Below are 26,011 nucleotides of genomic sequence, written 5' to 3' on the forward strand. Positions count from 1 at the left end.
TTACCACTCATCTCGTAAAGCCCTTTGCATGGCTACTGCATTTCCTCGCCAATTCAGTCGCCCTGCCAAATCAGAAAAATCATAGTTCCGGTTTTGCACTTTAGATGCAACAGATGAACTGAGTACCAACACAATATTCACAGGTCCTGGAGAGAGTTGTGTGGGAATATCAAGGATCAAATGACCGGAGGCATTGACAGTAGTTGTCAGTTGAAAAACTTCCATTTTGACTTCAACCATTGGATATCAGGGTTATTGTAGCGTGATCCTCATCCTACCGCGCGATCGCGAATCTCTTCCTGATTCCTGATAAACCTTGCTGCTTGTACATTCTGGGGATACAGAAAGAGTGCCTAATTTTGTCGGATGGGGAAATTCTGATAATTTGACGATTTCATCAAAAATTATGTCCAGAAAGCCCACTCTACTCCTACCCCTCTACAAGCCAACATATCAAGACCAACGGCTACACATACCCTCCAGTAAAGTTTGATGTCGATGATTCCTGGATGCACGACGCGAGGAGTTACGGAGGATTTTCAATTCTCTAGAACCCTCTGTAGCCAGATCTCTTGATGAGAGATTACAGGTTCGTCGAGCAGGAGATACACTTTCAGTTCTCTTCTACAGCATACTAGCGACCGAAACTCGTCAGGAGTTGCTGAGTATCCTTCAGGCAAGAGCAGCTATTGAGACACCTCCTACCTCAGGTGATTCTGAATCAATGGCAAGTCTCCCAGGTCGTGGAGAAAGTACAGATTTTGGAGTTTATTGGGTTCTGCCAGATTCCGTCGATCGAGCAGGAATGTCTTATCTAGAAGGGGCTGAAGCTATTTCTGAGACAGACTTTGATGTTCTGCAACAGGCATGGGAATCCCTCAGGGCAGGCTCAGGGCAAATCCAGGTTCTTGAAGAAGATTCAGTCGGTAACCGCCATGATGGATTTAGAGAAAGGATACTGGCTCAACTTGGACGACTTTTGTCAAGACCTGCTGGTCGTCGCCTTGTGCTTGATCTCATGTATGGTGCCATTCGGGTTAGGATTATACCCGCAGCCGATAGTGCTATCGGTGCTCGCACTCTTCCGGACTCTGAGGATGCCTTTGAGCAGCCTACGGGAGCACCTGGGCGGGGTAGTTCAAGCACAATTGAAGTTGCAGCAGATTTACAAGATGACGACGTTCAGGTACTTGATCAGGAAGGCAATCTGATGGATTCACCTGTTTTTATTTCCCTTGGCCACGAATTGATCCATGCATCTCACAACGCCGCAGGCCGAAATCGTCGTAGAACCCCTTTCCCCCCAATAGAACCCTCTCTACACCCTTATGAAGCAGCTCCCAGAGGACCGCGTATGATTGCTTCTCCTGGGGAACGTGAACGACAAGAATACGATGATAACCTAGAAGAACGTCAAACGGTTGAAATTGAAAATCTCTTAAGAGAGGAACATGGGTTACCGCGAAGATTGGGTCATCTTGGTTTTTATTTGGGGTCAGCAGAAGGGCGAGAAGAGGCTGCACGATATACTGAGATGCAGCGACCAGAAGTTGAAAGGCGAGCTAGAGAAGTTGAAAGACGAGCTAGACTAGAGGCTGATTTAGAGCGCTTACGAGAACTAGAATGATCACGAGAAGCAAGTGTGATCGCCTGATCTTGTAGGGTGGGCAAATTATGTTAATTTAACGATTGACTATAAATTATAGCATTTTTATTTGAGATGTAAACGAGCAACCCTTGCCTAGTAAGGCTTTCAGTGCTTTGGCTGTACACGAATCAAATAAAAACACTATATATCCATTTGCCCACCCTACTTGCTTTACGTTTCTGTAGAGACCGCCTAGGAGAATCTTAATGGGGGAACGTCTGAACTAGCTGAAATTACCTGACCAATAATGCAACTCTGTTGATATCCTAATTCTTGCAGAACCTGCTCACACTTTACCGCTTGATCACTAGGAATTGTCGCCAATAACCCGCCAGAGGTTTGCGGATCAAAAAGTACCGGATAATTGGCGCGATCGCAAATCTCTTCTTGATTCTTGATAAACCTTGCAGCTTGGACATTCTGGGGATACAGCGAACTGACAATTCCTTGTTCCACGAGTTCCGTCACCCCCTCCAGCAGGGGAATTTTATCCCACTCTAATTCCACCGCCACCCCCGATGCTTGCACCATTTCCACCAAATGTCCCACCAATCCAAACCCAGTCACATCGGTACAAGCTGTAACACCATGATCTCGAAATACTTGAACCGCTTCCTGATTCGATAACAGCATCGACTCAACCGCCTGATCAATCCAGTACCCTTTTGCCTGTAAACGCATATTAGCAGCAAATAATATCCCGGTTCCTAAACCTTTAGTGAAAATTAACTGATCGCCCGGATTCATCCCACTTTTCTTAAGGATTTGCTGAGGAGATACTAACCCATTACAGGATAAACCAAACGTTAATTCTGCCCCTTCTGTTGTATGTCCTCCCACCAACGGCGCTTGTACTTGAGAGAGTACCTTCATCGCCCCCGATAATAATTGATAGAGGGTTTCCTCCTGTTTTTCTGCTGTTCCATAAGGAACCGTTACCATTGCTAAAACACTCTGAGGCGTCGCACCCATGGCAAATAAATCGCTGAGACAGTGATGGGTGCTAATTTGTCCAAAGATAAAGGGGTCATTGATTAAAGTGCGAAAATAATCAATTGTTTGCACTAATAGTTTATCGGCGGGTACTTGCACCACCGCTGCATCATCGGGTGTTCCTAATCCGAGAATAATATCCTCTGGCGTGGGGAAAGGATACTCATCCTGCAACCGTTTTAACACTCGTTCTAGGGTAGTGCTACCCACCTTAGAACCACATCCGGCGCAATACATGGGTGGGGTGTTTTTCGACTTCTTTAGAAGGGTAGATTTCGTCAAGTTTTGGGTTTTCTCCGGGAGATTATTCCCTGGTGTCATTGCTGGCAAATCCCTAAATTGCCGCATAAACTTGCGATCAATATGATCCTTCCAAAGCCATAGCAGTCGGGAGTGCCAGCCAAAGGAACCCCAGGATGCGATCGCGCCGCCATCACCGGTTCCAATTAAACTCAAAAACCGCCGTTGGGGTTGATAAAGATGTAACGTTTTTTCTTGTACAAAGCGACGCAAATTTCCGACTAAAGGCTTCCCTTGACGCACCGCAAATACCCCGGCTTTTGGACGAGGATGATTCACCATGGTGGCGATATCACCAGCGGCAAAAATATGAGGATGAGAGAGGGATTGTAATGTATCGCCAACTAAAATAAAACCCTTTGAATTAGTATGAAGTCCTGATTCAGCTATCCAACTGGGCGCAGCGGCTTGGGTTACCCAAAAGCTGTAATCGCAATTGACAAATAAACCTGACTCACAGCAAATTTTATCTGGCAATATCTGAGAAACGGTTTCCCCTAAATGTACCTGAATTTCCCGCTTCTTTAGCAGCTTTTTAACATATCGCTGCACCCAGGAATTATGACCGGATAATAGTTTATTTCCCCGATGAAACAAATGGATTTTTACAGAGGTGCCATGGCGCGTCTCTACATCATTAATACGCCGTTGCATCGTCATTGCCAGTTCCACCCCACCCGCACCACCGCCGACAATTCCTAAACTCAGAGATTGTTGAGGATGTTGGGCAATCGTTTCGATAATTTGATTCCACCGCGTTAGAAATTGGGGAACGGGTTTGGCGGGAATCGCGTAGTTAGCTACGCCAGGAATCGATTCTTTCGCCGGGGTACTTCCAATATCAATGGATAAGACATCAAAGGCAACGGGAGGACGATTTGCACAGATAACTTTATTCGAGTTTAAATCCAAACCTACGGCTTTATCAATATATAATTGAGCGCCAGCAAATTGGGCAAGGCGTCGCAAATCAATATGACATTCATCAAAGGTATAGAACCCAGCCACATGACCCGGTAACATCCCGGAATAGGGTGTATAAGAAACATTGGTAATCAGGGTCAAGCGCACTCCAGGCAAGGGATTCATCCCCAACATCCGCAGTGCGATCGCGTGGCTATGACCGCCGCCAATCAGGACTAAGTCTTTGTCCTTTGTCCTTTGTCCTTTGTCCTTTGTCATTGGTCAGGGGTTGACACTTATATACCTAATTTAACATAGTTAAGTTTCTTTAGACTAAAAAATGTTAACAAAGAGGTGAGTATTATCTCTCTCAGGCTAGATTGATTTTCCCGAATCCCAGGGGCATAATGAAGATAAACCAAAGGAGAAACTGTAATGCCCAAGGCGATTATTTTTGATGTAGACGGTACCTTAGTTGATTCTGTTGATCTGCACGCCCAGGCGTGGGTTGAAGCGTTTAAACAGTTTGGTTATGAGGTGCCTTACGATAAAATCCGTCATCAAATCGGTAAGGGAAGTGAGCATATCATTCCCCTATTTATTCCCCAAGAGGAGTTTGAACGCATCGGCGAGGATATTGCTGATTATCGCAAAGAATTTTATCAAGAAAACCTCCTATCCCAAGTGCGTCCATTTGAGGGAGTGCGCCAACTATTTGAACGCCTCAAATTAGATGGCAAAAAACTTGTCGTGGCGTCTTCAGCTAGAACAAAAACCCTCACTCACTACAAAAAACTATTAGAGATTGAAGACTTAGTAGACGGCGCCACCTCTAGAGACGATGCTGAAAAGTCAAAACCCGATCCCGATATCTTTCAAGCCGCATTAGATAAGCTCGATGGAGTGACTGCCCAAGACGCGATTGTGGTGGGTGATAGTCCTTATGATGCTGAAGCCGCCTGTAAAATTAACCTAGATGTTATTGGCGTACTTTGCGGTGGTTTCTCAGCAGCCGAGTTAAAAGAAGCCGGCTGTATGAAAGTATATCAAAATCCTGCGGATTTACTCGCTAACTATCATCAGTCTCCTTTGGCTTAATCTCAGTAAATTCTTAATCATCGATCTCACAACAACTACTGAACCAATTTACGAATTTTCCCATAGGCAATATAAGAACCTCCCTGGGGATTTTCCTTAACCTCATCAACCACATATAATAGTCCTTCCTCTCGAATCGTGCGAGGAAAACGGATGTTGTAGTCGGGATTATAGCCATCAGAAACCACTCTGGCTCGTAGTTTTTTCCCATCCTTGACACATTGAACCAAAACCCCATCCCCCACCGTATCTGTGGTTTCTAAATCAGCCGCTGTTCCTTGGGCTTTAGCGGTTTGTAATTCTTTCCCTGGGCGGGCTGTTTTTTGGGTAAATTTTGTTTCTTCTCCGGGTTTAACCAGGCGGCGAATGTTTCCTGAAGCGCGATAAAACGTACTATTAGCGGATAGGGTAATTTCATCTACGATATAGGTGACACCCTGTTCGCGGATACGGCGAGGAAACTGCACATTTAAATCAGGATTGTACCCCTCAGAAATGACCCGAACTCGGAGTTTACCACCCGCCCGTTCACATTTAACTAAAACACCACCGTCTGGATCAGTCGTCACCTCTAACCCACTGGCTGCGCCTGTTGTAATTCCGCGTAATTTTAAGTCTTCGCGATCGCGGGTTTTGGTTTGATAGGATTGATCGCGCATTTCTTTGCGGATTGCCCGATCAAATCGCCGATTTTCTAGACATTGGGCATAGTAGTCCAGTTGGGCAATTTCTTCAGCAATTTCAAAGAATTCGTCTAATGTCTTGACTTTTAGTTCCTCGATAGTTTCCCGCAGTTTAGCCACCGCTTCTTGAAAGTCTCCCTTATCCGCCAGGGAAACGGCTTCATCTTTTAATTTAGCAATTCTTAACTGAGACGTTTGTTCCAAAACCTTAGCATCAGGTTTGATATCTTTGGCTTGTTCTTCTGAACCGACATTTAAGGTAATAGAAAACTGATTGCTAATGTCTTGGATACTTCCTGCAACAATCGTTTGATAGTCATACGTCACAGTAGCAATCGCCCTCATTCCAGATTTTGATTGCGGGGAAATCATTAAGGGAATCGCTAAGGGCTTTTGTTCAACGCCATACACATCACCCAAGAAAACCTCTACCGTATTACCCACCTGGGAAAAGCGATAGTTATTTAAAATCTCCCCAACTTCAACAAACTCTTCCGGCTGTAGCTTCACCCTCAGATTTTGCGCCACAACCGAAACCAAACTTTCCATCTCAATTTCAAACACTTGAGAGGCGTCGTCGGGAGACTGAATGAAATAGAAATTACCCCTGGCTGCATTTGCTATGTTAATCAGTAAATCTTCATTAAAATTATTACCAAACCCCAAAGTTGTAGTCACAATATTCGCTTCGGCTTTTTCTTGTGCTGTCTTCGTCAGCACCTGTGGATCTTGAATCCCATAATTTGCCAATCCATCGGTTAAGAGTAAGACTCGATTAATTCGTTCCGGACTTTGGTGGGATTGAACTTGACGACATCCCAACAACCACCCGCCACTTAAGTTGGTGCAACCCCCTGCCCGAATTTTACCAATTTTTGTTTTAATGGCGGCTTTATCGCCAACTAATTCCGGGGGAATAATCACCTCGGCGGTATCATCGTAAATCACCACCGAAACAAAGTCATCGGTGGTGAGATGATCGATAAGATTTTGTGCGGCTTTAATCGCATATCGCAGGGGTTCTCCCGCCATTGAACCCGAACGATCTAAGACTAAGCTGAGATTGAGCGGACGACGAGATGATTTCTCCTGATTTGACTCAGATCCTTGAAAGCTAATCAGTAAGTCTACAGTCGAATGACTCTCTGCTGCAATTAAAGATTGACTGAGGGTGTAACTGGCTTTCATATAGACCGATTGAAGGATTTAGACGTCATTGTTTTATTTTAGCTTAATTAATGTCAACAACTGAAAAATCGTTGTCATGGGAGCATCTTGCTGGTTACCCATTCCCAATTTAAAGGCGTGACAGCTTAAAGATATGATATCAGGGTGTAGAGACGTTCCGCCGGAACATCTCTACCGTTGTTCAATCCGTTTCATCCTCGTCATTGTCATCAAAGAAACCGGGCGGCGGTGGAATATCCGGAACAATTTGAATCGTCATTCCTTGTTCAAACATACAAGAATCTATCTCCTCATCGTCTAAGATTACCTGCCTATGTGCCCAAGCCAGACGTTGATCAGGAAGTTCAATTTCTACCCAGCCGCCTTTAGTTTGTTTCCCAGTTATCGGTACTTGTTCTCTCGTGAGATAGGTGATGATATTCTCTCGAAATGATGCCGGATCAGAGCGTACATTTCCCGTGACAATAACTGAACAAGTCGGAGATTCTGGCGATGCTTCCGGTTCTGGAGAGGGAGACGGTGAGGGACTAGGATTAGTCTCTTTTGGGGATTCCGTCGCTGTGGGAGAAGTCGTTGGTGAGGATACAATGGTATCCGTTGAATCGGTTAACGGTTGTACTGAAGCACGATTAAATAAACTAATCAATAGAACTACTGTCGCTAAACCGCCGCCAATTCCTAGCCAAAGTAGGAGTTTTTTAGGGGATTTGGAAACCGTCGGTTCAGGATTTAAGAAATTGTTGAGATTTGATGATAATTGGACGTCAGAAGTGGGAGGGGTTTCCGGTTCCTCTGGCGTTTGCATATACCATTCGGGGATAGAATCGGGTTTTATGGAGTGTCGATCGGGTTGATCGCCATTGGCTGGAGTCGATTCTGTCGTGGTTTGAGGATTAACAGACTCAGGAGGGGATGGGGGCGCGATCGCACTCTGGTGGTGTTGGGGTGAAACCTCTTGCGGTGTGGAGGTTGGCAGAGGTGGTGATGTGGGAGCAACTGATTGAGTGGGTGGGAAGTTATCCTCGGCTTGGGGTGACACCTCCACAGGTACAGAGGCTGAGACAGGTGGTGTGGTGGGAGCAACCGATTGAGTGAGTGGGAAGTTATCCTCGGATGGGGGTAACTCCTCCCTGGGTGTGGATTCCTCTTTTTGATCCAGAATGAGTGGGGAGGAAATCCGACTCAGATACGCTCTAATTTCGGCTCCCCCTGTTCCCTCAGCTTCCCGATTATTGTCGGGATTCCCTGGGGCAGTTTCCCGGGGTTGCTTTTGTGATACGATTAACTCTTCAATGCCTTTAATATCTTGATCTTTTAATCCTAAAGACTGTTGCAGATCTTTTAGGAGTTTACGAGACTTGGAATTGAGTGAATTGTCGGCTCGGAATACTTCCCGAAATGCTTGCTTGTATCGCTGTAATTTTTCCTGGTACTCCCGATAGGGGGTTAAGACTTGTGCTTCTATCGCGGCACAATCTGATCGGGTAAGCTGTAGACTCTGTGCTAATGTATCAAGAGCTGAACGACCGCCGACAGAAATTTCACCCGCTCTGATCCAACGTTGTGCTTCTTTGCGATACTTCAGGGTGAGGCGATTTAGAGGAACTTGACTCAGTGCGATCGCTTGGTAGGGTTCGCTAGCATATAACCTAGGTTTTAAAGCGGGAGCAACGATTTTAAGCTGCTGATAAACATAGTCATGAAGTTCCCTAACACAAATCCAATCATCATGATTGCGATCAGCGATTCCCGTTGCTAGTCCCTCGACTAAATAACGAGTGTAATCTGAGGGTTGAGAGAGTTCTGATTGGTTGAAATAGGGAATGGAACTAAAACAGCTCAGCAGCGCCCACTTTTCACCCGCCAGTTGCTCTTTGAACCCGACTTCATTATAGTCATTTGTGTTTATCTCCCAATCCAGAATATTGCTACAGTAACCATCGATGATCACGATATTCTGCGGACAAGGACTATGGTTAAGTATATCCTGGATTAAACTAGCCGGAACAACGGTTGCCTTAACTAGTTCTTTTTGGGAATGATCATCAGTCATGCGAGTGGCAGTGATGCCAGTGCCTAAATATAGGGTATCATTATAATCTTGAATACATTGACCCGAAAAAAACAACAACACGATATCTTCCTCTGAACGCTGGGAAAATAACGTTTCCATGGTTTCCCGCATCACGGGAGGATTCGGATTGATGAGCGTTTTTATCTCGTCAAAAGAATACTGCAAAACTCGTTGCATCGCTTCAACAGCGTTAACGGCTCCGGGTACGGGATGAAAACCATAACCATACTCACTTACCCCAATCAGCAATGCTATTTTCACAACTGGCGATTCCCTAGACTGCTACAACGTTTTGTGCTGCCTAAATTACTACCATCAAGATTTTATTCGGCAACTTGTGACCCTAAGTTTAGATGCACTGGTTCCACGAGAGCGGTTGTACATTTTATCTGCTATATTTAGGGGTTTTTGCCCTTATTGCGGAATCAATTAACCACGTCCCCACGCGGCAAAAAGCCAGGATGTCAAGGCAGATATTTAAATGTGTGTTAGCTTAGACCCTTGATGGTTGTCGTTGAGTACACCCTGTTTAAACCTTTACTTCTGTTCTATCCGGCTAGACAGGCAGGTATCTACCGAGATTCTATTTTTTTTGGTCTATTTACAAACCTATACATTGATCGTAAACTATATTTTTATTTGTGGCTACCATCGCTTTTTTTCTTCTCTCTAGAGTTTGTGGCAATTTGATAGCCAGCATCAAATCCCCCCGAAAATACTGATGCATTAGTTACATCTTTCCAGACCTGATAGAATCAGGGTTTGCAGATAGAAAGTATCCCAGATTCCCAAAATCCCAAGGACAGGCTGGGGAGATCACTAATTAATTTGGTGCAACGGGCAAAATCATGAAACGCAGAAAATTTGTCGGGAATGCTGTCATTGGTGCAACGGGAACCGCCGCCTTAGGGGGTTGTCGCCAAACTACCACCAGTTCAGTGGCACAAAGTGGTAGCCAACCTAGAATTCGATGGCGCATGGCAACGAGTTGGCCCAAATCTTTGGATACTATTTTTGGCGGCGCCCAAACCATGAGTCAGCGTGTGAGTGAAATGACGAATGGACGTTTCACGATTACGCCCTTTGCAGCGGGTGAAATTGTACCGGGATTGCAGGTGCTAGATGCGGTACAAACCGGAACCGTGCAATGTGGTCATACCGCTAGCTATTATTACATCGGCAAAAATCCCGCCTTGGCCTTTGGCACGACTGTTCCCTTTGGTTTAGACGCCCAACAACAGAATGCCTGGTTATATCACGGTGGTGGTTTAGAGGCGATGCACAAGCTTTATAGTGACTTCGGCGTGATTAGCTTTCCGGCTGGGAATACGGGGACTCAGATGGGCGGCTGGTTTAAGCGAGAAGTCAACTCGGTGGCGGAACTCCAGGGATTGACAATGCGTATCCCTGGGTTAGGAGGTGACGTGATGTCTCGCTTAGGGGTCAACGCACAAGTCTTACCCGGTGGTGAGATTTACCTCGCACTAGAACGGGGTGCGATTGACGCGGCTGAATGGGTAGGTCCCTATGATGATGAGAAGCTAGGCTTACATCAAGCGGCTCAACTCTACTACTATCCCGGCTGGTGGGAGCCCGGAGCGACCTTAGAAGTGCAGGTGAATAAGGCAGAGTGGGATAAATTGCCCAAAGAGTATCAGGAAGTCTTCAAAACGGCAGCGATGGACGCCAACCTGAATATGCTGGCACAGTATGACGCCTTAAATCAACAAGCCTTGGGAAAACTGCTAGACACTGGCACAAAGCTAATGCCCTATTCTCAAGAGATTATGCAGGCGGCTCAGAAGGCATCCTTTGAGATATATGAGGAAAATGCAGCCCAAGATAGTACCTTTAAAGAGGTTTACGAGCAGTGGAAGGGCTTTCGCGAACAGATTTACCGATGGCATCAGGTCAATCAACTCAGTTTTTCTAATTTTGTGATGGCGAATTAGGGATGAGGACGTTTTGAGTGTGTAGGGGCGGGTTTAGGGATTTTATGCGTGGCTATTGGTGGTAACGTTTGTGCAAAACCCGCCCTGACTTAGTTTATATACAGTAAGCTACACCGAATAAAGTTCATGGCTGCTGTTTCTGGATTACTTGGAACAGGCGCGATCGCAAGCTGCTATCTTAACCGGAAAGCCCTATGTAGGCATACTAGAAGCTGGAGGACAATGCAATAAGATGTTGATTCCCGATAAAATATACTTAGTTCCTGTATAGGGTCTTAAAACTGTTTAATATCTCTCTAATCCTTCCCTGGTAATTTTAGTAAAGTTGATTCAACCCCGATGAAACGTCGAACTAACCCCGTAGCTTCTATCCTGAACGCCACCACCCTCGCCATTCTCGGCGGGATTTTTATCCTGGGAATTGGTGTCGGTATTGCTTTTAGTTCCACAGCCAGTCCCAATCTGGAAAATGTGGCATCCCGTGAAGCGATTGACCGCAGTGCGCCCAATCCAGAATTGTGTATCCAGTATGGTGCCAGCGCTATGGTCACAGATATGCGGGTTTTTGTCACCCTCAACCCCTTTAACGTTTACGTAACCCAGCCGAGTATGCGCCCCGGATGTGTCTTGCGCCGGAACAACTGGGCAATTTTAGAGAAACAGAACCTGGTTTCCTCGGAGCAAGTAAGAGAGTGTAAGAACCGGATGAATACTTTTGGCTTCACTGGTCCGTTGGAAGGTAAGCCGAAAATTGACTGTATCTACCAGAATGAGGCAGAGGATAACTTCTTCCTCAACCAACCGGGAGCAGGTAGTTCACCATCTGAAACCAATAAGTTTTAAGCCTATCTTGCTTACCTTATAGGGTGTAGAGACGTTGCATGCAACGTCTCTACATTGGTTTTGTAGGGGCGGGTTTTCCCCCTATCGTTGCTGAAGCAGCAATCATCCGGACATAATATGACCAATGATGACCAATGATGACCTATTCGTAGTAGGCATTTTAGGGCACTAAAGTGCCTACTACAAACAATCACTAATCCCGATGCATTAATGGTCGTAGTGCATTTAACCCAGCCACGATCGCACTCCCATTATGCACCCCTGTGGCAACCAGGGGATGAAGTCCCACCGTTGAAGCCAGTCCCAAGGCGGCTAGGTTAGGAGTGACAGCTAGGGCGGTATTCTGCTGGACAATTCCCCGGGTTTGCTTGGCAATCGCGATCGCATCCAGTACACTGGCTAAACCATTCTCCATTAGCACCACATCCGCCGTTTCCCTCGCTACGGCTGAACCATCGCCAAAGGAAATCGATACATCTGCATACGCCAGCGCCACGGAATCATTTAACCCATCCCCGGTAAACGCTACGGTTTTCCCCTCTGCTTTTAACCGACGCACCACCTCAGCTTTGGTTTGGGGGAAGGCTTCGGCGTGAACCTGAGACAAGGGAATCTCTAATTCCTGCGCCACAGCGATGGCTTTGGTTTGGCTATCCCCTGTTAAAAGATGAATCTCCATGCCATACTCATGTTGCAACTGATGAATCACCCGGCGGCTTTCTGTTCGTAAGGGATCTTTATACTGAATCACCCCTTGGAATTCATCCTCACAAGCCACATAAATCAGCGAAGAATCGGCAGAAATTGGACAATCTTGCTGACACCCCCAGAGTTGACGACAACAGGGATGTTGATCATAAAAACAATCCACACTAATCCCAGCTTGCCGCAAAAAGCGATCGCTGCCGACTAATACTCTCTCACCGTCAATTTCCGCCTGCACACCTAATCCCACCTCATAATGCCACTCACCACGAGGTAAAATATCTATACCCTTCTCCTCTACATGACGCATTACCGCTTCAGCCACTGGATGAGTCAACCGTTGTTCTGCTGCTGCTGCAAGTTCTAAGATACGTTGTGCCGACAAGCGATTGGTTACGGTTTCCACCGCAACAACTTGAATATTCCCCTGAGTTAAGGTTCCTGTCTTATCGAAAACAATTGTATCCACTTGGGCAAGTTGTTCCAATGCCCGTCCCGAACGGATTAAAATACCATGGCGAGTGGCATGGGTGAGGGCGGCGAGAAAGGTGGTGGGAATGGAGACGCGCATCCCGGTGACAAAATCCAGAGTTAGGATAGAGGCTGCCCTGGCGGGGTTACGAGTAATTGCCCAAACCCCAGTGGCGAGGAGAAACGCGGGCATAATTGACCGTTCTGCCAGTTGTGCGGCATAATTTTCCATACGGGTATCATGGACGGGGGCTTGCTGCACCAACTGAATACTCGCACCGGCACAGGTATCTGCCCCAACCCGTTCAACTTTGATATATAATTCCCCCGATCGCACTAATGTGGATGCATAGACGGTTTGTCCTGCTTCTCGTACCACAGGCATGGATTCCCCAGTGAGTTTCTGTTGATCAATGGTGGCATTTCCCCGCAACACCACGCCATCGACGGGAATTTGTTCCCCCGGATATACTATTACGGTGTCTCCAGGTTGTACCTGAGTCAAGGGAACCTGCTGTTTTTCCCCGTTACAGTCCATCCAAGCAAATTGTCCGATAGAATCGAGTAAATCTGTGGCTTGGGCATGAGTTGAACGAGCCGTGCGATCGCGGATAATATCTCCTAGTTCATGGAGTGTCATCATCAGGGCGGGCGTCAGCCAGTTTCCCTGCATTGAGGACAGAGTAATCGCTACTAAATCCAAGCAATCGATAGTGAGTCGGTGTTCCCCCAGCAAACTAGCGATGGCACGTTTCGCCACTGGTAACCCCGCAATGGCGACAGAACCCGCCACCAGAGATTGAGGAATGGGGAGGCGCAACGGACCCGCTAGCAGGGCGAGGAGGGTAGCTAGGGCGGGACGTTTGAGTTGGGACCAGTCATTTTCGTCTAGTGATTGGGGATTAGGATTTGGGGATTGGGACTCCCCAAGTAGGGCGGGTTTAGTGTACAGACGCGCCGTGGCGCGTCTGTACAAGGGGGTAACGTTATCGGTCAAACCCGCCCCTACAAATTGGCTCCTGTACTCCCTATCTTGTTTTCCTGATGTTTGAATTAACGAAAGCAACACCCGACGCATCTGAACATCGGATAGCTGCTGATTGTTATAGGCAATTACAATAGAGGCGGCGGGGCGACGCACACGCACCTGAATCACCCCATCTTGGGACGCCATCAACGCTTCTAAACGATGGGCATAATCGGCATCATCTGCCAACCGGGGCACGCGAAATCGCACCCTTCCGGGAATCGAATGCACTACGCGACAAGGGATTCTCCCAGAGGGTACAGCTTTGTTCCCTGACAGGTTTGCCCGATTGAAATCCTGGGAGTTATCATAACTGGCGTAGCGTGCGATCGCGTTCCACCTGCTATCCAGATTTACCATGCTCATGCCTCAGAAATCTTGATTGGTAGTTAGGCATTTCTACTGTAAAACCTTAAGGACGGTTAATTCCCTCTCTGCAATTTTTATTCACAAATCATTAATATATTAGCTAATAATTTAAAAATTAGAATTGATATTTGTTACTATTTCATCAGATGTATGGTCATATAGTTGACATCACAGCCTTAAGGACACGATAGTATCGTGTCCCTACCCCATCAACCATCTCTTGAATTACGGTAGGGGCATGGCACTGCCACACCCTCTCATCATCAATATAGATCCTAATCCAATCTCACAGAAAGCCCTTTAATTGCCCGTTCTCAACTAGGTAATTCACAAATTGACAATGGATAATGAACAATGGATAATGACCTCTCCTTAAAAGAAGAGGATTGAATTTAAGGAAAATATTTTTTAATTTCTTCGTAAACGAAGAGGTCTTAAACCCAATTAATCAATTATCAATTATCAATTATTAATTATCCATTGATAATGCGCGATCGCATCCCCTACCCCCTCTAAATCAATTAGAGTTCCCTCCCCTTGCAGGGGAGGGTTAGGGAGGGGTTTGTCTAGGGTAGAGACACGGCAATGCTACACCCTCTCCTCGTTAATCTAACTATCCCCAAAATCACCCTAAACCAGGTATCCTTTGCCCCCTTACCGATGCAAATAAATCACCTTTGCCATTTCCCGATCCAACGCCGCACGAGTTCTGCCCACCTTAATAATATAAGAAGGAAACCGCTGCTCCAACAGAATCGGCATTCCAGGACTAATCCCCATCGCCATCAACTTCTGCAACGTCATCTCATCCTTCGTCTTTAACGCAGCAACGGTGCCGCTATTTCCCCGTTTAACCGATGCTAGTGCAATCATTTAAATCGTTACTCCTAATCCATTTAACAAACCATTAACCAAATATCCCACAAAAAAGGCAAAGGGAAAAATAAACGCCACAATCGCCCAAGTTACTTTCGCCCCTCGCTCTTTCAACATCACTTGCAGTTGGGCAATACAAGGTAAAAACAGGGTTAACACAATCGCTGTCACCACCAACTGATTCCCTGTAAAAATTCCCTGCTGTTGCATATCAAATAACCCAGCCGCGCCGTAATCCCGCCGGAAGAAACCATATAAAAAGATCGGCGCAGCTTCTCTGGGCAATCCTAACCCTAAAGCAATCGGCTCAATCCCCTGAATAATCAATCCAAACAACCCCGTCAAACGCCCAAACCAAATAATCACCGATGCCCAAATAAATAGGGGCAGAATTTCCATAAAATACCACTTCATTCTGAGATAGGTTTTAACCAGAATGTTTTGTAGTTTGGGAAAGCGCAAGGGGGGAATTTCCATGTAAAAACTGGCGGGTTTTCCGGGAAGCAATCGGGCGGTTAAATACCCCGCAACCATAAAAATTGCCCCAATAACCCCACCCCAAATCAACAACGCGGCGGGTTTTTGGGCTAATAATCCCACAATCACCCCCCACTGTGCCGCACAGGGAATGGCTAAGGATAACAAAAATGTGGCAATTAATCGTTCCCTTGTCGTTTCCAGGGTGCGGGTGACCAATGTTGCCATGGTGTCACATCCCAATCCCAACACAATCGGAATTACCGCCCGCCCCGATAACCCGATCGCCTTAAACAGGTTATCCAGCATTAGGGATAATCTCGGCAGATAGCCACTGTCTTCCAGGAAGGAAAACATGAAAAAGAATGTGGCAACAACAGGTAAGACAATCGCCACCGCATAGCGAATCCCCAGGGTAATAATTCCGTAGTCGTTGGCAATTAAATCTTGTAAGGGTTGCCAGGGCAAAATTACCGCTACCGTTTGGTTGACAACGGGATTAATATATGTTTCAAAGAAGGTTTCAATGGTATCCACCATCGTCCCCGCCCCGAATTCCCCGACAAATTTGTAAACCCCGTAATAGAGAATCGCCAGCAAAATCGGAAATCCTGTCCAAGGATTCACCGTGAGTTGGTGCAGTCGTTCCGTTAAGGGGGTTTTCCCTTGGTTCGATTCGCTGAGGACATGTTGTTCGATCGCCCACGCCCGTTGCTGACGCGCCTTGGCAATAACTGCGATTAGCGGTTCATCCAACTGACTCTCAGCATCCGCGATCGCGGCTTTAATTTCCGCTTCTGTATCCTGAATCTGAAGTTGTTGCCAAAGTGCGGGATCTTTTTGCAACAGGAGTAAGGCAATACTGCGCCGAGACAAAGGATAATCCTGGGATAGCGACAGCCGGGATAGCAGCGATTCCAGTTTCGCGATCGCAACCTCAATAGGTTCCGGATAAGCAACCTGACTTAACATAATCACCCACCTTATATTTCAAATCTCGTAAACCAACATTTAGTGCAGCTGCCATAGTCACAACCGGAATCCCTAATTCCATCTCCAAATGATCCCGGTGAATCTGAATCCCCAGCTGTTCGGCTTCATCGATCATGTTGACAGCTAATAGCACCGGCAAACCCGCTTCAATGAGCTGAAACGTCAGGGGAAGCATTCGCCCTAAGTTTTTGGCATCGACGACATGAATCACCAAGTCTACGGGTTCGCTGAGTAATAAATCCCGCGATACTTTTTCCTCTTCGGTAATCGGGAGTAGGGAATACATTCCCGGCGTATCCACCACCGCAAACGGGCGATCCCCAACCGTCATCTGACCCCTAGAGACTTCCACCGTTGTACCGGGATAATTGGACACAGTGACATAAGTACCCGTAAGGGCATTAAACAGAACACTTTTACCCACATTGGGCGTTCCCACCAAAGCCACTTGGGGAATGGGTTCAGTTTTCAGAGGTGATGGTTGCGGCGGTTTGCCCCACCATTTCCAGCCACTCCCTCTACTGGGCTTGTGGTGGCAAGTGTTTTGACATTTGTGACACTCCATATCTTCTTGACTCCGATGATGGGAAGCGAATTCTGCAACTTGTTAAAAGTAATTCTCATTAAGTGTAGTCAATAATAACCTCGGTTTCTGTATCAGGTCTACCTTTTAAGAAAGCTTAATATTTGAGGGGAATGGGGAACCTATTTAAGCTGAGATCCATAATATTTTTTAATAAAAGTTGAGAATAAGCCAATTCAATTTTAAGCAGAGTGGGCAAGAGCTAGAAACCTGGAAATGCTCAGGTTATCCAGAGAATGCTGTTGCCCACCTCAATCTTCTTTGTGTCCGTCACCCTGTCACCCTGTCATGGCGTCTTTTGTTGACTGATGGGTATTTACAGCCAAATTGCACTAGGATGACGAGTGATTCGTCGCATACCGTTGCTCTGCCAGATCCCGGATCAGAGACAAGCGATTATAGAGATAGTCATTCAAAATATGCATTTCCTCAGAATTAAGACCTCGCTCTTGTTTGAGTTGCTTGAGTATCCACTGAACTAGACTGGCATCATCGAGTTTCAGTAGCAGGTTAGTTTGAGTCGTTTCAATTAAAGACCACAACTGACGCAGCATTGTGGGGTTCATACAATCTCCTTCCTTAGGTAAAGTGGCAGCAGCCGAGAAATAAAGCTGGTTTTCCAGCGCTGTGTCGCGATCCGGCAAAGGGTACGACTCCTTTAAGAATTACTTAAGGATTGCTTGGTTTTTCTTACCATAGCTCATCTCGCCCAACCAACTCACGATTGTAGTGAGGATGATACAAGAGTTACCAAAGCCTTAACAAATTGAAAAATTACTTTGTCAAACTGACCAGCGATGTCGATTGACTGGGCGATCGGTTGTCGGTGAAGACTCGGACTGGTAATGATTTCGTCATGGGATGCTACCGAAGCGATATCCGCCTGAGTTTAGTTTGCCGTGCGAGAGGGGAACTTATGGGAAGCCCGAATACTTCTACACCGATGACGGGAAAGACTTTCGCTCGAATCATCTTCGACAGATTGGTACACAGTTGGGATTTACCTGTGAGTTGCGCGATGCCTTCGGCGGGCTACGCCTACGCCCTTCTGAGGGAGGGGCAGAAATCGCTCTGACGATTAATTTATCTCGCTCGGCAAGCACATGCTACTCACTCCCTAATCACCGTCTTCGTGAAGCTGTTCTCTTTGGATGGTATTACGATCTGGTGAGACTTGCTGTTTCTGGATTATAGCGAAATTGATCGATTGTTCCTGCCTTGATTTTTTCAATCACTTCTTCAATCGCTTCTAATGGCACGAGAAACCATTCTCTCGGCTGTACAGGAATGCCAAAGCGATCGCCCAATTCTACCTGTAAACGAGCGTTATCGAAAAACTTGTGAAGGAGTGCCTCAAGTTTCTTTGGGTTAATATTTGCCAGTTTGAAGGTAGCAACGATTTCCACATCTGCGAGTAGGTAGGTCGGGTCTTTTTTGGCGTTGGCAATTCGTTTTTTGACATCACCGACCGTGACACCAATTTTGTGAATCACCGATCGATGCTCCACAATAAAGGGGTCGTCGGATTGGCTTCTCAGCACATAGATATGCCCCGTTGTGATATCTTCTTCGGCTTCTGTTTGGGCAAACAGGGGCAGGGAACTAAAATCAGGGTTGGTGATGCGGCGACTGGTTTTGTCTTTATTTAATGCCCGTTGGAGCGATCGCAGCAATAGATTACTCTCTGTCCCATTGTCGTAAATGACTCGTAACCTGCGGTCGGGGCGACCATAATCGCTGATAAACGGTTCACCTAGATCGGCGACGATCAACTTTTGCCCATCCAGAATAAAGAAATCCCCCTGGTTGACAGTGGCATCATCCCGATATTTCAGGGTTTGTCGGACTCCAGTTTCTAAGTCCTGTTGCACTTTTTTAAAGAGGGGTTTGAACTGTTTAAAGTCCTGACAGGGGGTACGTTGGGCAATTTCTTCGGCAGCTTTGATTTCCTGACGCGATTTGCCTCCGGCAACGCTACGCGATCGCACATGGGTAAGCTGAGTAATGTCGTTCTCTGGTGTTGCCTCGACCCCCAGGGAGGCTAACAGGGCTTCATCCTCCAAGTCTACCTCTGGGGACAGGCAAGGATCGGCATCAGCAGCGAGGATACCCCTTGAGTCTAATGGGTTCAGGATTTCGCGGCATTCCTCCGAGTTCCGTAGGCGTTCTAAGCGCACGGCGTAGAGGCGCTCGAAAATATCGCGGTCTTCTCCATGCTGAGGAAGTCGCCCTTGTTCGGTGACAAAGCGCTCGATTTCCTCAAATCCAGCGATGATCCGTTCTTCCCTGGGGGTACGTTTAACTTTGGGTGGAGGGGCGGTATCTACCCCCAATTCAGCGAGTAGGTCTAAATCGGCATCGGTGGTATGCTTAACCATTGTTTTCCTCCTTCACTTTACGTTGCAGGAATGCCACCCCTTCTGCCATGCGTTTTTCCCAGGGGTCAGTTGCCGTGAGGGAGGGTAAGCGTCCCCGTTCCTGCTTGAATCGCTTTGCTCGTTTGGCGAGTTCTCTGGCTTCATCAACCGACAGGCTGACCCGCTTGGCAGCAATCACTGCTGCGACTTGCTTGAGCCGTTCTTCGCTCATGGACTTAGCTAGAATGGCGTAGGCTTCCCCAAAAGGATTAATGCGGTCGATCAAATCCATATCCAGTTCCGTGACCGAGAGGGCGAACTGCCTGATTCCATCGATGAGGGCGGTGTTTTTCGTCCCTTCGCCGTCACTGGAATTTACCTTATACGTCCCACCCTTTTCATTTAGGGTTTGCTTGGCTTGTTGGACGAGGTTGAGAGCCGCGATCGCGTGTTGACGAATTGTCTCTTGATCTTCCTGCTCAAATTCTGGAAACTTCTCTTTGATAATTTTGCCCATCCGCACCTGGGTCAGTTCTTCTGGCACCAGTTCTTCGTCAAACAGACCCCGCTCGATGGTAGGCTTGTTTTGGACAAAAGCTGTCACCAGTTCGGTTAAGTCCTCCCGACAAACCCGTTGGGCTTCCTGGCTTTTGGGTTCAGCGAGTCCTTTAATTTCCAGTTGAATTTGTCCCGTTTCTGCATTGACTCCCACATTACACCCCTGAGGGTCATACCCTCCTTCCCCGTAGTCAAAGCCAGGGGTGGGTTGATTGTTGGGGTTTTTCGGTTTGAACTCGAAGCGGGGAGCAAGCACCTGTTCCATCAAGAGGCTGGCAGCAATGGCTTTGAGGGTGTCGTTCACTGCCTCAGTCACAGCAGTTTCGCTGGCATCCGGTTCAGCGATGAGGTTGGTAAACCGCGCCCGAATCTTACCAGGGGCATCGCGGGTGGCGCGACCGATGATTTGGACAATCTCGGTGAGGCTGGAACGATAACCGATGGTGAGGGCGTGTTCGCACCATATCCAGTCAAAGCCTTCTTTTGCCATACCCAGGGCGATAATGATATCCACGCGATCGCGCTTATTTTTCTGGCTGGGGTCTTTCAGACTAGCCGTGACCTTATCTCGCTTGCTGGAGTCGTCGTCTACGAGGTCGGCAATCTTCAAGAGTTTACCAGCGGCGGTTTGTACCAGTTGAAACCCGGTTGCGGGGTCAGTTCCTTGCCATTCCCCCAATTCCTCAATGATGTGTTCGACTTCGCGGATTTTATCTTTGGTACTTTCGCGGGAGTTGACATTGGGGATGTGGATAATGGTTTTCTCCTGGGGATTGAGTACCGCCATGATTGCGTCGGTGTAGCTCCCGGCATAGAAGTAGTAGCCAATATCAAGCTGTTTCAGGTATTGATAGCCGTTGAGTTGTTCGTAATAGGTGTAGGTGACGGTATCAAATCTCGCCTCGTCCTCAGGATGTAGCACTGCCTCTGCATCCCCGCGAAAATAAGAACCCGTCATCGCCACAATGTGGGTTTTGTCGCGGGTCATCAGTTGACGTATAATATCGCCTAGTTTGTTGTCAGGATTGGCGGAAATGTGGTGAAACTCATCGACTGCAATTAAGCGGTTATCCAGGGCTTCCACGCCGAATTTATCCACGGCAAAGCGAAAGGTGGCATGGGTACAGACCAGCACTTTGGCATCACTATCAAGGAATTTCTGAACTGCATCGACCTTCCCGCCATCGGTTCCAGGTGCGTCGCAGAGGTTCCACTTGGGTTCAACTTGCCAATCTGCCCAGAAGCCAAACTGACTCAGGGGTTCATTGTGAAAACTTGCCCCGATGGACTTTTCAGGGACAACGATCATCGCCTGTTGTAATCCCTGGTTTTCCAGCTTATCCAGGGCGATGAACATCAAGGCGCGACTTTTACCAGAAGCAGGGGGGGATTTAATCAACAGGTATTGTTCTCCCCGCTTTTGGTAAGCTCGTTCCTGCATCGGGCGCATCCCTAGCTCATTGACGCGAGTGGAAGTGCCAGCTTGGGTGTAGGTGACGGAAACGGCGGGAATTGCGATCGCGTTGTTCATCGGTTTTCTACTGGAGTTGGTTTAACAGTTCTGTGGGGGAATAAACAGGGAGGGGACTGTTGAGAAAATCCTGGCGATCGCGGGTTACAATGCCGTCAAGTTGAGATAAAGTCGCGCAGGCGAGTTGAATGCCATCTTCAAAGTCAATGAGGTCAAAGTTAAGGGCTGTTTCGATAGTCTGACGGTCAACAGAACAGAGTCTTAGACCGCTTAAAAGTTGCTTGATTGCTTCGAGGGCAACTGCACGACCTTCTATTTTGCGGATGATGTAGAAAATATTGGTGATGGTAGTAGCTGCAATGTAGCCCTCTAAATTACCTTGTTCAATCTTTTGGAAAAGCCTCACTGCCTGTTCCACAAAGGGTTCTCGTTCCAAAATTAGATCGATGACAACATTGGTATCAATGAGAATTTTCACAAGAAAGGTTACTGATATTTTTGAACTAAATAATCGGTGTACTCTGCTTGCAGTTCTTTATCGCTGGGGGTTTTTCTAGAACGTTTAGCGATACCTCGAAGTTTGGTGAGAGTACCGGGGGGAATAGTTGCGGTTTTTGAAGCCGTGCGTTGTTCGTCCATGCTTGCTGTCAGTTTATCAATCAGGATTGCTTTGTCAGCATCAGGGAGGGCAGTGGCTTCGGCAATGAGTTGGTCTAGGGTCAGCATTGGCTAGTTTAACGCGAAGAAACTGGTTTAATTTTATCATTTGCCCTGATTGAGATTGGGCTTGACTTGCTGTTGGAGGCGCGTAGGTCTAGCCTGCTGAATGCATTGCGCTTTTTGGACTAAATTAAAAACAGGACTACCCAATTCGCCCCTTCCTCCTCCATGATTGCTACCCCAGACAATTATCGCCTCTCTCCTGACGAATACCTCCAACTCGAAGCCACCAGCGACACCAAACACGAATATCGCAATGGTGAAGCCTACGCTATGGCGGGGACAACCGACAGCCATAATACGATTGCTGGAAACCTCTACACCCTGCTGCGTAGCCACCTGCGGGGGTCAGACTGTCGCGTATATTTTGCCGATGTCAAAGCCAGACTTGAAGACTGCAACTGTTACTACTATCCTGATTTGATGGTGACTTGTGACCCCCGCGACGCAGAAACCACTACCTATAAGCGTTATCCCAAACTAATCATTGAAGTCCTCTCTGACTCTACCGAAGCCTTTGACCGAGGGGATAAATTCATCGACTATCAAACCCTCGACAGTCTGCAAGAATATGTCTTGATTAGTACCAGACAGCAACGGGTAGACTGTTACCGTCGCACTGAGGAAGGGCTGTGGTTATTTCAATTCTATGCCCCCAGTCAAAACACCTTTCACCTTACTAGCCTTGAGTTTGAAGCGGACTTTACATCCTTGTATGAGGATATTGCGTTCTGATTTCCCTCACCCTAAATCCCTCTCCCAAAACAGGAGAGGGACTTTGAAACAGATTCTCTTTCTTGTGGGGGACGAGGGCGAATACTACGTTTAGGAAGATTTCGGTGCTGTCATCTTCGTATAAAGTTCAAACAGCTTCTCTAAGCGTTCGGTATCGTTTTTGAAGCGACGACCGATGTAGATGCGCTCTAACACCTCATCATTGCGATCGTGGGCTTCTCGCACTAGGGGAAACTCTTTGTCCATGCGTTCTGGGTCGTACATATCGGCAATGGTGGCAGGGAAATACTGTTCTCGCGCTAGGAGGATGTCTTCGGCGCAACGGGTGAGGTCGGTTTTGTTTTTTTCGGTGAGGGTGGGGACGGGGAAGGTATTCCAACCGAGGGTGTTGGAGTAGGAGAAATCGGTTCTCATGCGGACGCAAACTGTGCCAATCCAGACCCAGTGGAGGCGCGAGGAAATCAAAGATAAACTCCATAAGGGTTGATCATAAATAGCATAATTTCTATCTGTAATAATTGAGTCATTTCCTATAATTCCTGTAGGCAAAAAACACCTTCTTTCTGAACTAACTCTGGGAATGATAACCGCAATCTTATTAGGAATGTTCATTTCTCTAAATTGATGAGGTCTTTGGGTCATCAATACCATTCCTGGATCGATACTAGAATTTCTAAAGTTTTTTACTTTCTGAATTCTTTCCTGTATCTGAATATTCTCATTCGCTTCGTCTATATCTTCATCAAATAGCCATAAACAAAATCTAGTTTTACCTTGTATGTATTCGCTTGAGCCTATTGCTTTTTTTATCCATTTTTGTTTCTGTGATGGTGTTAGATCGAGCAAATTTACATCATCTGGACTTAAAAGCAATCCTCCCTTATCTTTTGGAACATTACCTAGAGTCATTTTTGGTAAATCCGAGATTGACTTATTAGATGGTTTTATGACAATACTTTTTCCAGCTATAAGGTAAGGAGATATGTTGCTTACTTGACGTACATTCGACCCCTCATAAATCTTTTTTGCTTTTTGTTTTCCTATACTGCAAAATCCTATAATTACACAAGTTACACCAGCTTTATTAGCTGCCAAATTTGACCAGGCAAAAGAGTGAACAGCAAAAAAAATATCAATTTGATCAATAATCATATCCCAAAAACGCGGAACATGTTGACCTTGAACTATTGAGTTTGTTGATACAAAAGCAACAGCAGTTTTATCACTCGATAGATATTGAAATGCTTTGAAAAAGAATCCACATATGTAATCAAGAGACTTCCAGCTCTTAGTTAGTTTGGAAAATATGAATTTAATGTCTGATTTCTGAGATTTAGATTGTTTTTTGTCACCGACATACGGCGGATTCCCACAAATATAGGTTTCTCCCCCCTCATTCTCAAAATCAATCTCCGCTTCCTCCTCTGTTTCCCCCCACAAATCCAAATCTTCCCGTTGCACCCTCACCCCTTTATCCGTCGGTGGACACAAACTCAACCAATCCAACCGCAACGCATTCCCACAGGTAATCCAGTTCTCCGCCTTCAACGGCAAAAACTCCGCCAACGCCAACCGTTGACCCCGATACAACACATCACACTGATACTCGGCAATAATCAACGCCAACCGCGCAATCTCACAGGAAAAATGTCGAATCTCAATCCCCCTAAAATTCGTCAAGGGAATCTCCGAAGCACGATTCGCCTCCCCCCGGCGCTGGTTAATCTCCGCCTCAATTGCCCGCATTTCCTTATAGGCAATCACCAAAAAATTACCCGACCCACAAGCCGGGTCAAACACCCGAATTCGTGCCAGCCGTTTCCGCAAATTCAGCAGCTTTCGGGCATTATCCCCCGCTTCTTCTAATTGCTTTCGTAAATCATCCAAAAACAACGGATTCAGCACCTTGAGGATATTCGGCACACTGGTATAGTGCATCCCCAACGCCCCCCGTTCATCCTCATCCGCTACCGCCTGAATCATCGACCCGAAAATATCCGGGTTGATCTTCGTCCAGTCGAGATTGCCTACATGGAGCAGATAAGAGCGAGCAATCCGGCTAAAGCGTGGCACTTCCACACCACCAGAAAACAGCCCCCCATTGGCATAGGGAAAGTCATCCGCCCAGTTGCGGATTCCTGCCTTTTCCCGTTGCTTCAGGGGGGTAGCCATTGCCCGAAATAGCTCCTCTAGAACCTCATGGGTATTCGAGGAATCCCCCGCACTCATCTGCGCGATGGTATCGGTGAATAGGTTATTACGGTAAAAAATATTCGTATCTTCGGCAAAAAAGCAGAAGATCAGCCGAGCCATAAAATGGTTGAGTGCCTCCCGACGCTCTGCGGTATCCCAGTCGGGGTTCTCATTGAGCAGTTCCACATAGAGTTTATTGAGTCGCCCTGTCGCCTTAATATCAAAGGCATTTTCCCGAATTTGCTTAACCGTCGTAATCCCAGCCAACGGTAAAAAGAAACCAAAATGGTTATGAAACTCAGGATAGTCACAGACAACGGTTTCTCCATTAACCAGGTTTTCTGCCTCTAGGCTTTTGCCATCTGTCGCCAGGATAAACTTTGCCTTTTGTTTAGCAGTCGCTGGACTCTCCCGCAAAGCCGTGAGGGTTGCTGTTACTTCCCCTTCTGGGCAAACTTTAATGTGGATATTGTTGCGCTGGAGAACCCCACCAAGGTCAGACTGATTGGTACTGTTGCGCTTACTCTTGAGCCGTTTAATCGTCGTTGACTTATTCCCAAACGCTTCAAGAAAGGCAAAGGGAAACTCCTCTGGGTCAAAGGGAGCTTCAGCTAGTTGGGAAACGGCTTCTTCGATTTCGACTGCATTCATGCTCTAACGCTCAATCACTCAGGAGTTCAATTCTCGCGGATTGGGATGCAAACGACCATCATCGCCACCGATCTACAACTCTTCCATTGAGTATTTTACTCCGACGGTATCGGCTTTTGATCGGGCAACCAACGCCCCCACAA

19 protein-coding genes and 1 pseudogene are annotated in these 26,011 nt (G+C 46.8%); 6 read left to right on the plus strand and 14 right to left on the minus strand.

Going from position 1 to position 26,011, the window contains the following annotated elements; translation table 11 throughout:
* Positions 1–240: a hypothetical protein gene (locus tag RLO19_RS12140; protein ID WP_446356688.1), complete on the minus strand. Its 240-nt coding sequence runs from the start codon at positions 238–240 to the stop codon at positions 1–3.
* A 484-nt stretch (positions 241–724) separates the two neighbouring features.
* Between RLO19_RS12140 and RLO19_RS12145 the strand changes: the two genes are divergently transcribed.
* A complete protein-coding gene (locus RLO19_RS12145) occupies positions 725–1,627 on the plus strand; it encodes a M91 family zinc metallopeptidase (RefSeq protein ID WP_446356690.1) in 903 nt (300 codons plus the stop codon).
* A 213-nt stretch (positions 1,628–1,840) separates the two neighbouring features.
* Here the strand turns inward: RLO19_RS12145 and selD are convergent, their stop codons facing one another.
* Positions 1,841–4,123, minus strand: a complete 2,283-nt coding sequence (selD, locus tag RLO19_RS12150) for a selenide, water dikinase SelD (protein ID WP_446356692.1) — start codon at positions 4,121–4,123, stop codon at positions 1,841–1,843.
* Between the two features lie 156 nt (positions 4,124–4,279).
* Between selD and RLO19_RS12155 the strand changes: the two genes are divergently transcribed.
* Positions 4,280–4,942 (plus strand): HAD family hydrolase, encoded by a 663-nt coding sequence (locus tag RLO19_RS12155; protein ID WP_446356694.1) that lies wholly within the window; start codon positions 4,280–4,282, stop codon positions 4,940–4,942.
* A 35-nt stretch (positions 4,943–4,977) separates the two neighbouring features.
* On the opposite strand, the gene RLO19_RS12160 is transcribed toward RLO19_RS12155, so the two are convergent.
* On the minus strand, positions 4,978–6,813 hold the full coding sequence (locus RLO19_RS12160; RefSeq protein ID WP_446356696.1) for a vWA domain-containing protein: 1,836 nt from the start codon (positions 6,811–6,813) through the stop codon (positions 4,978–4,980).
* 181 nt (positions 6,814–6,994) lie between these two features.
* A complete protein-coding gene (locus RLO19_RS12165) occupies positions 6,995–9,148 on the minus strand; it encodes a caspase family protein (RefSeq protein WP_446356697.1) in 2,154 nt (717 codons plus the stop codon).
* 587 nt (positions 9,149–9,735) lie between these two features.
* Here RLO19_RS12165 and RLO19_RS12170 point away from each other — a divergent pair.
* Entirely contained in the window at positions 9,736–10,839 is a 1,104-nt protein-coding gene (locus RLO19_RS12170; RefSeq protein ID WP_446356699.1) for a TRAP transporter substrate-binding protein, read from the plus strand.
* A gap of 339 nt (positions 10,840–11,178) precedes the next feature.
* Positions 11,179–11,682, plus strand: a complete 504-nt coding sequence (locus RLO19_RS12175; protein WP_446356701.1) for a DUF3172 domain-containing protein — start codon at positions 11,179–11,181, stop codon at positions 11,680–11,682.
* Positions 11,683–11,875: 193 nt separating this feature from the next.
* On the opposite strand, the gene RLO19_RS12180 is transcribed toward RLO19_RS12175, so the two are convergent.
* From RLO19_RS12180 to RLO19_RS12200, 5 genes are all read right to left on the minus strand, one after another.
* Positions 11,876–14,245: a heavy metal translocating P-type ATPase gene (locus tag RLO19_RS12180; RefSeq protein ID WP_446356703.1), complete on the minus strand. Its 2,370-nt coding sequence runs from the start codon at positions 14,243–14,245 to the stop codon at positions 11,876–11,878.
* A gap of 663 nt (positions 14,246–14,908) precedes the next feature.
* Complete coding sequence (locus tag RLO19_RS12185; RefSeq protein WP_446334207.1) at positions 14,909–15,127, minus strand: FeoA family protein; 219 nt, start codon at positions 15,125–15,127, stop codon at positions 14,909–14,911.
* Complete coding sequence (locus tag RLO19_RS12190) at positions 15,128–16,579, minus strand: nucleoside recognition domain-containing protein (RefSeq protein WP_446356705.1); 1,452 nt, start codon at positions 16,577–16,579, stop codon at positions 15,128–15,130.
* Positions 16,545–17,165 (minus strand): FeoB small GTPase domain-containing protein, encoded by a 621-nt coding sequence (locus tag RLO19_RS12195; protein ID WP_446356706.1) that lies wholly within the window; start codon positions 17,163–17,165, stop codon positions 16,545–16,547. Before RLO19_RS12195 ends, RLO19_RS12190 begins: the two co-directional genes overlap by 35 nt.
* A 350-nt stretch (positions 17,166–17,515) precedes the next feature.
* Positions 17,516–17,749, minus strand: coding sequence for a hypothetical protein (locus RLO19_RS12200; RefSeq protein WP_446356756.1), 234 nt, complete (start codon positions 17,747–17,749; stop codon positions 17,516–17,518).
* A 286-nt stretch (positions 17,750–18,035) separates the two neighbouring features.
* Here RLO19_RS12200 and RLO19_RS12205 point away from each other — a divergent pair.
* Positions 18,036–18,242, plus strand: a pseudogene (locus RLO19_RS12205) (hypothetical protein); the annotation flags it as partial.
* A gap of 98 nt (positions 18,243–18,340) precedes the next feature.
* Here the strand turns inward: RLO19_RS12205 and RLO19_RS12210 are convergent.
* The 4 genes from RLO19_RS12210 to RLO19_RS12225 are packed head-to-tail and all read right to left on the minus strand — an operon-like array spanning position 18,341 to position 22,295.
* Positions 18,341–19,561, minus strand: coding sequence for a GIY-YIG nuclease family protein (locus tag RLO19_RS12210; protein WP_446356707.1), 1,221 nt, complete (start codon positions 19,559–19,561; stop codon positions 18,341–18,343).
* On the minus strand, positions 19,554–21,629 hold the full coding sequence (locus RLO19_RS12215; protein WP_446356709.1) for a DEAD/DEAH box helicase: 2,076 nt from the start codon (positions 21,627–21,629) through the stop codon (positions 19,554–19,556). Before RLO19_RS12215 ends, RLO19_RS12210 begins: the two co-directional genes overlap by 8 nt.
* Positions 21,630–21,636: 7 nt before the next feature.
* On the minus strand, positions 21,637–22,047 hold the full coding sequence (locus tag RLO19_RS12220) for a type II toxin-antitoxin system VapC family toxin (protein WP_446356711.1): 411 nt from the start codon (positions 22,045–22,047) through the stop codon (positions 21,637–21,639).
* An 8-nt stretch (positions 22,048–22,055) separates the two neighbouring features.
* The gene (locus RLO19_RS12225) at positions 22,056–22,295 is read right to left on the minus strand and encodes a DUF2281 domain-containing protein (protein ID WP_446356712.1); all 240 of its coding nucleotides are present in this window, start codon (positions 22,293–22,295) and stop codon (positions 22,056–22,058) included.
* A 162-nt stretch (positions 22,296–22,457) separates the two neighbouring features.
* Here RLO19_RS12225 and RLO19_RS12230 point away from each other — a divergent pair, with 162 nt between their 5' ends.
* Entirely contained in the window at positions 22,458–23,024 is a 567-nt protein-coding gene (locus RLO19_RS12230) for a Uma2 family endonuclease (protein WP_446356714.1), read from the plus strand.
* 90 nt (positions 23,025–23,114) lie between these two features.
* On the opposite strand, the gene RLO19_RS12235 is transcribed toward RLO19_RS12230, so the two are convergent.
* Positions 23,115–25,868: a class I SAM-dependent DNA methyltransferase gene (locus tag RLO19_RS12235; RefSeq protein WP_446356716.1), complete on the minus strand. Its 2,754-nt coding sequence runs from the start codon at positions 25,866–25,868 to the stop codon at positions 23,115–23,117.
* Positions 25,869–26,011 lie beyond the last annotated feature (143 nt).

Origin of the sequence: Coleofasciculus sp. G2-EDA-02 (assembly GCF_040226375.1) — a bacterium.
Lineage (GTDB): Bacteria > Cyanobacteriota > Cyanobacteriia > Cyanobacteriales > Coleofasciculaceae > Coleofasciculus.

Coding starts and splice junctions, on each gene's coding strand:
- RLO19_RS12140 (WP_446356688.1), bottom strand. CDS start 240: ATGGTTGAAGTCAAAATGGAAGTTTTTCAACTGACAACTACTGTCAAT.
- RLO19_RS12145 (WP_446356690.1), top strand. CDS start 725: ATGGCAAGTCTCCCAGGTCGTGGAGAAAGTACAGATTTTGGAGTTTAT.
- selD (WP_446356692.1), bottom strand. CDS start 4,123: ATGACAAAGGACAAAGGACAAAGGACAAAGGACAAAGACTTAGTCCTG.
- RLO19_RS12155 (WP_446356694.1), top strand. CDS start 4,280: ATGCCCAAGGCGATTATTTTTGATGTAGACGGTACCTTAGTTGATTCT.
- RLO19_RS12160 (WP_446356696.1), bottom strand. CDS start 6,813: ATGAAAGCCAGTTACACCCTCAGTCAATCTTTAATTGCAGCAGAGAGT.
- RLO19_RS12170 (WP_446356699.1), top strand. CDS start 9,736: ATGAAACGCAGAAAATTTGTCGGGAATGCTGTCATTGGTGCAACGGGA.
- RLO19_RS12175 (WP_446356701.1), top strand. CDS start 11,179: ATGAAACGTCGAACTAACCCCGTAGCTTCTATCCTGAACGCCACCACC.
- RLO19_RS12180 (WP_446356703.1), bottom strand. CDS start 14,245: ATGGTAAATCTGGATAGCAGGTGGAACGCGATCGCACGCTACGCCAGT.
- RLO19_RS12185 (WP_446334207.1), bottom strand. CDS start 15,127: ATGATTGCACTAGCATCGGTTAAACGGGGAAATAGCGGCACCGTTGCT.
- RLO19_RS12190 (WP_446356705.1), bottom strand. CDS start 16,579: ATGTTAAGTCAGGTTGCTTATCCGGAACCTATTGAGGTTGCGATCGCG.
- RLO19_RS12195 (WP_446356706.1), bottom strand. CDS start 17,165: ATGGAGTGTCACAAATGTCAAAACACTTGCCACCACAAGCCCAGTAGA.
- RLO19_RS12200 (WP_446356756.1), bottom strand. CDS start 17,749: ATGAACCCCACAATGCTGCGTCAGTTGTGGTCTTTAATTGAAACGACT.
- RLO19_RS12210 (WP_446356707.1), bottom strand. CDS start 19,561: ATGGTTAAGCATACCACCGATGCCGATTTAGACCTACTCGCTGAATTG.
- RLO19_RS12215 (WP_446356709.1), bottom strand. CDS start 21,629: ATGAACAACGCGATCGCAATTCCCGCCGTTTCCGTCACCTACACCCAA.
- RLO19_RS12225 (WP_446356712.1), bottom strand. CDS start 22,295: ATGCTGACCCTAGACCAACTCATTGCCGAAGCCACTGCCCTCCCTGAT.
- RLO19_RS12230 (WP_446356714.1), top strand. CDS start 22,458: ATGATTGCTACCCCAGACAATTATCGCCTCTCTCCTGACGAATACCTC.
- RLO19_RS12235 (WP_446356716.1), bottom strand. CDS start 25,868: ATGAATGCAGTCGAAATCGAAGAAGCCGTTTCCCAACTAGCTGAAGCT.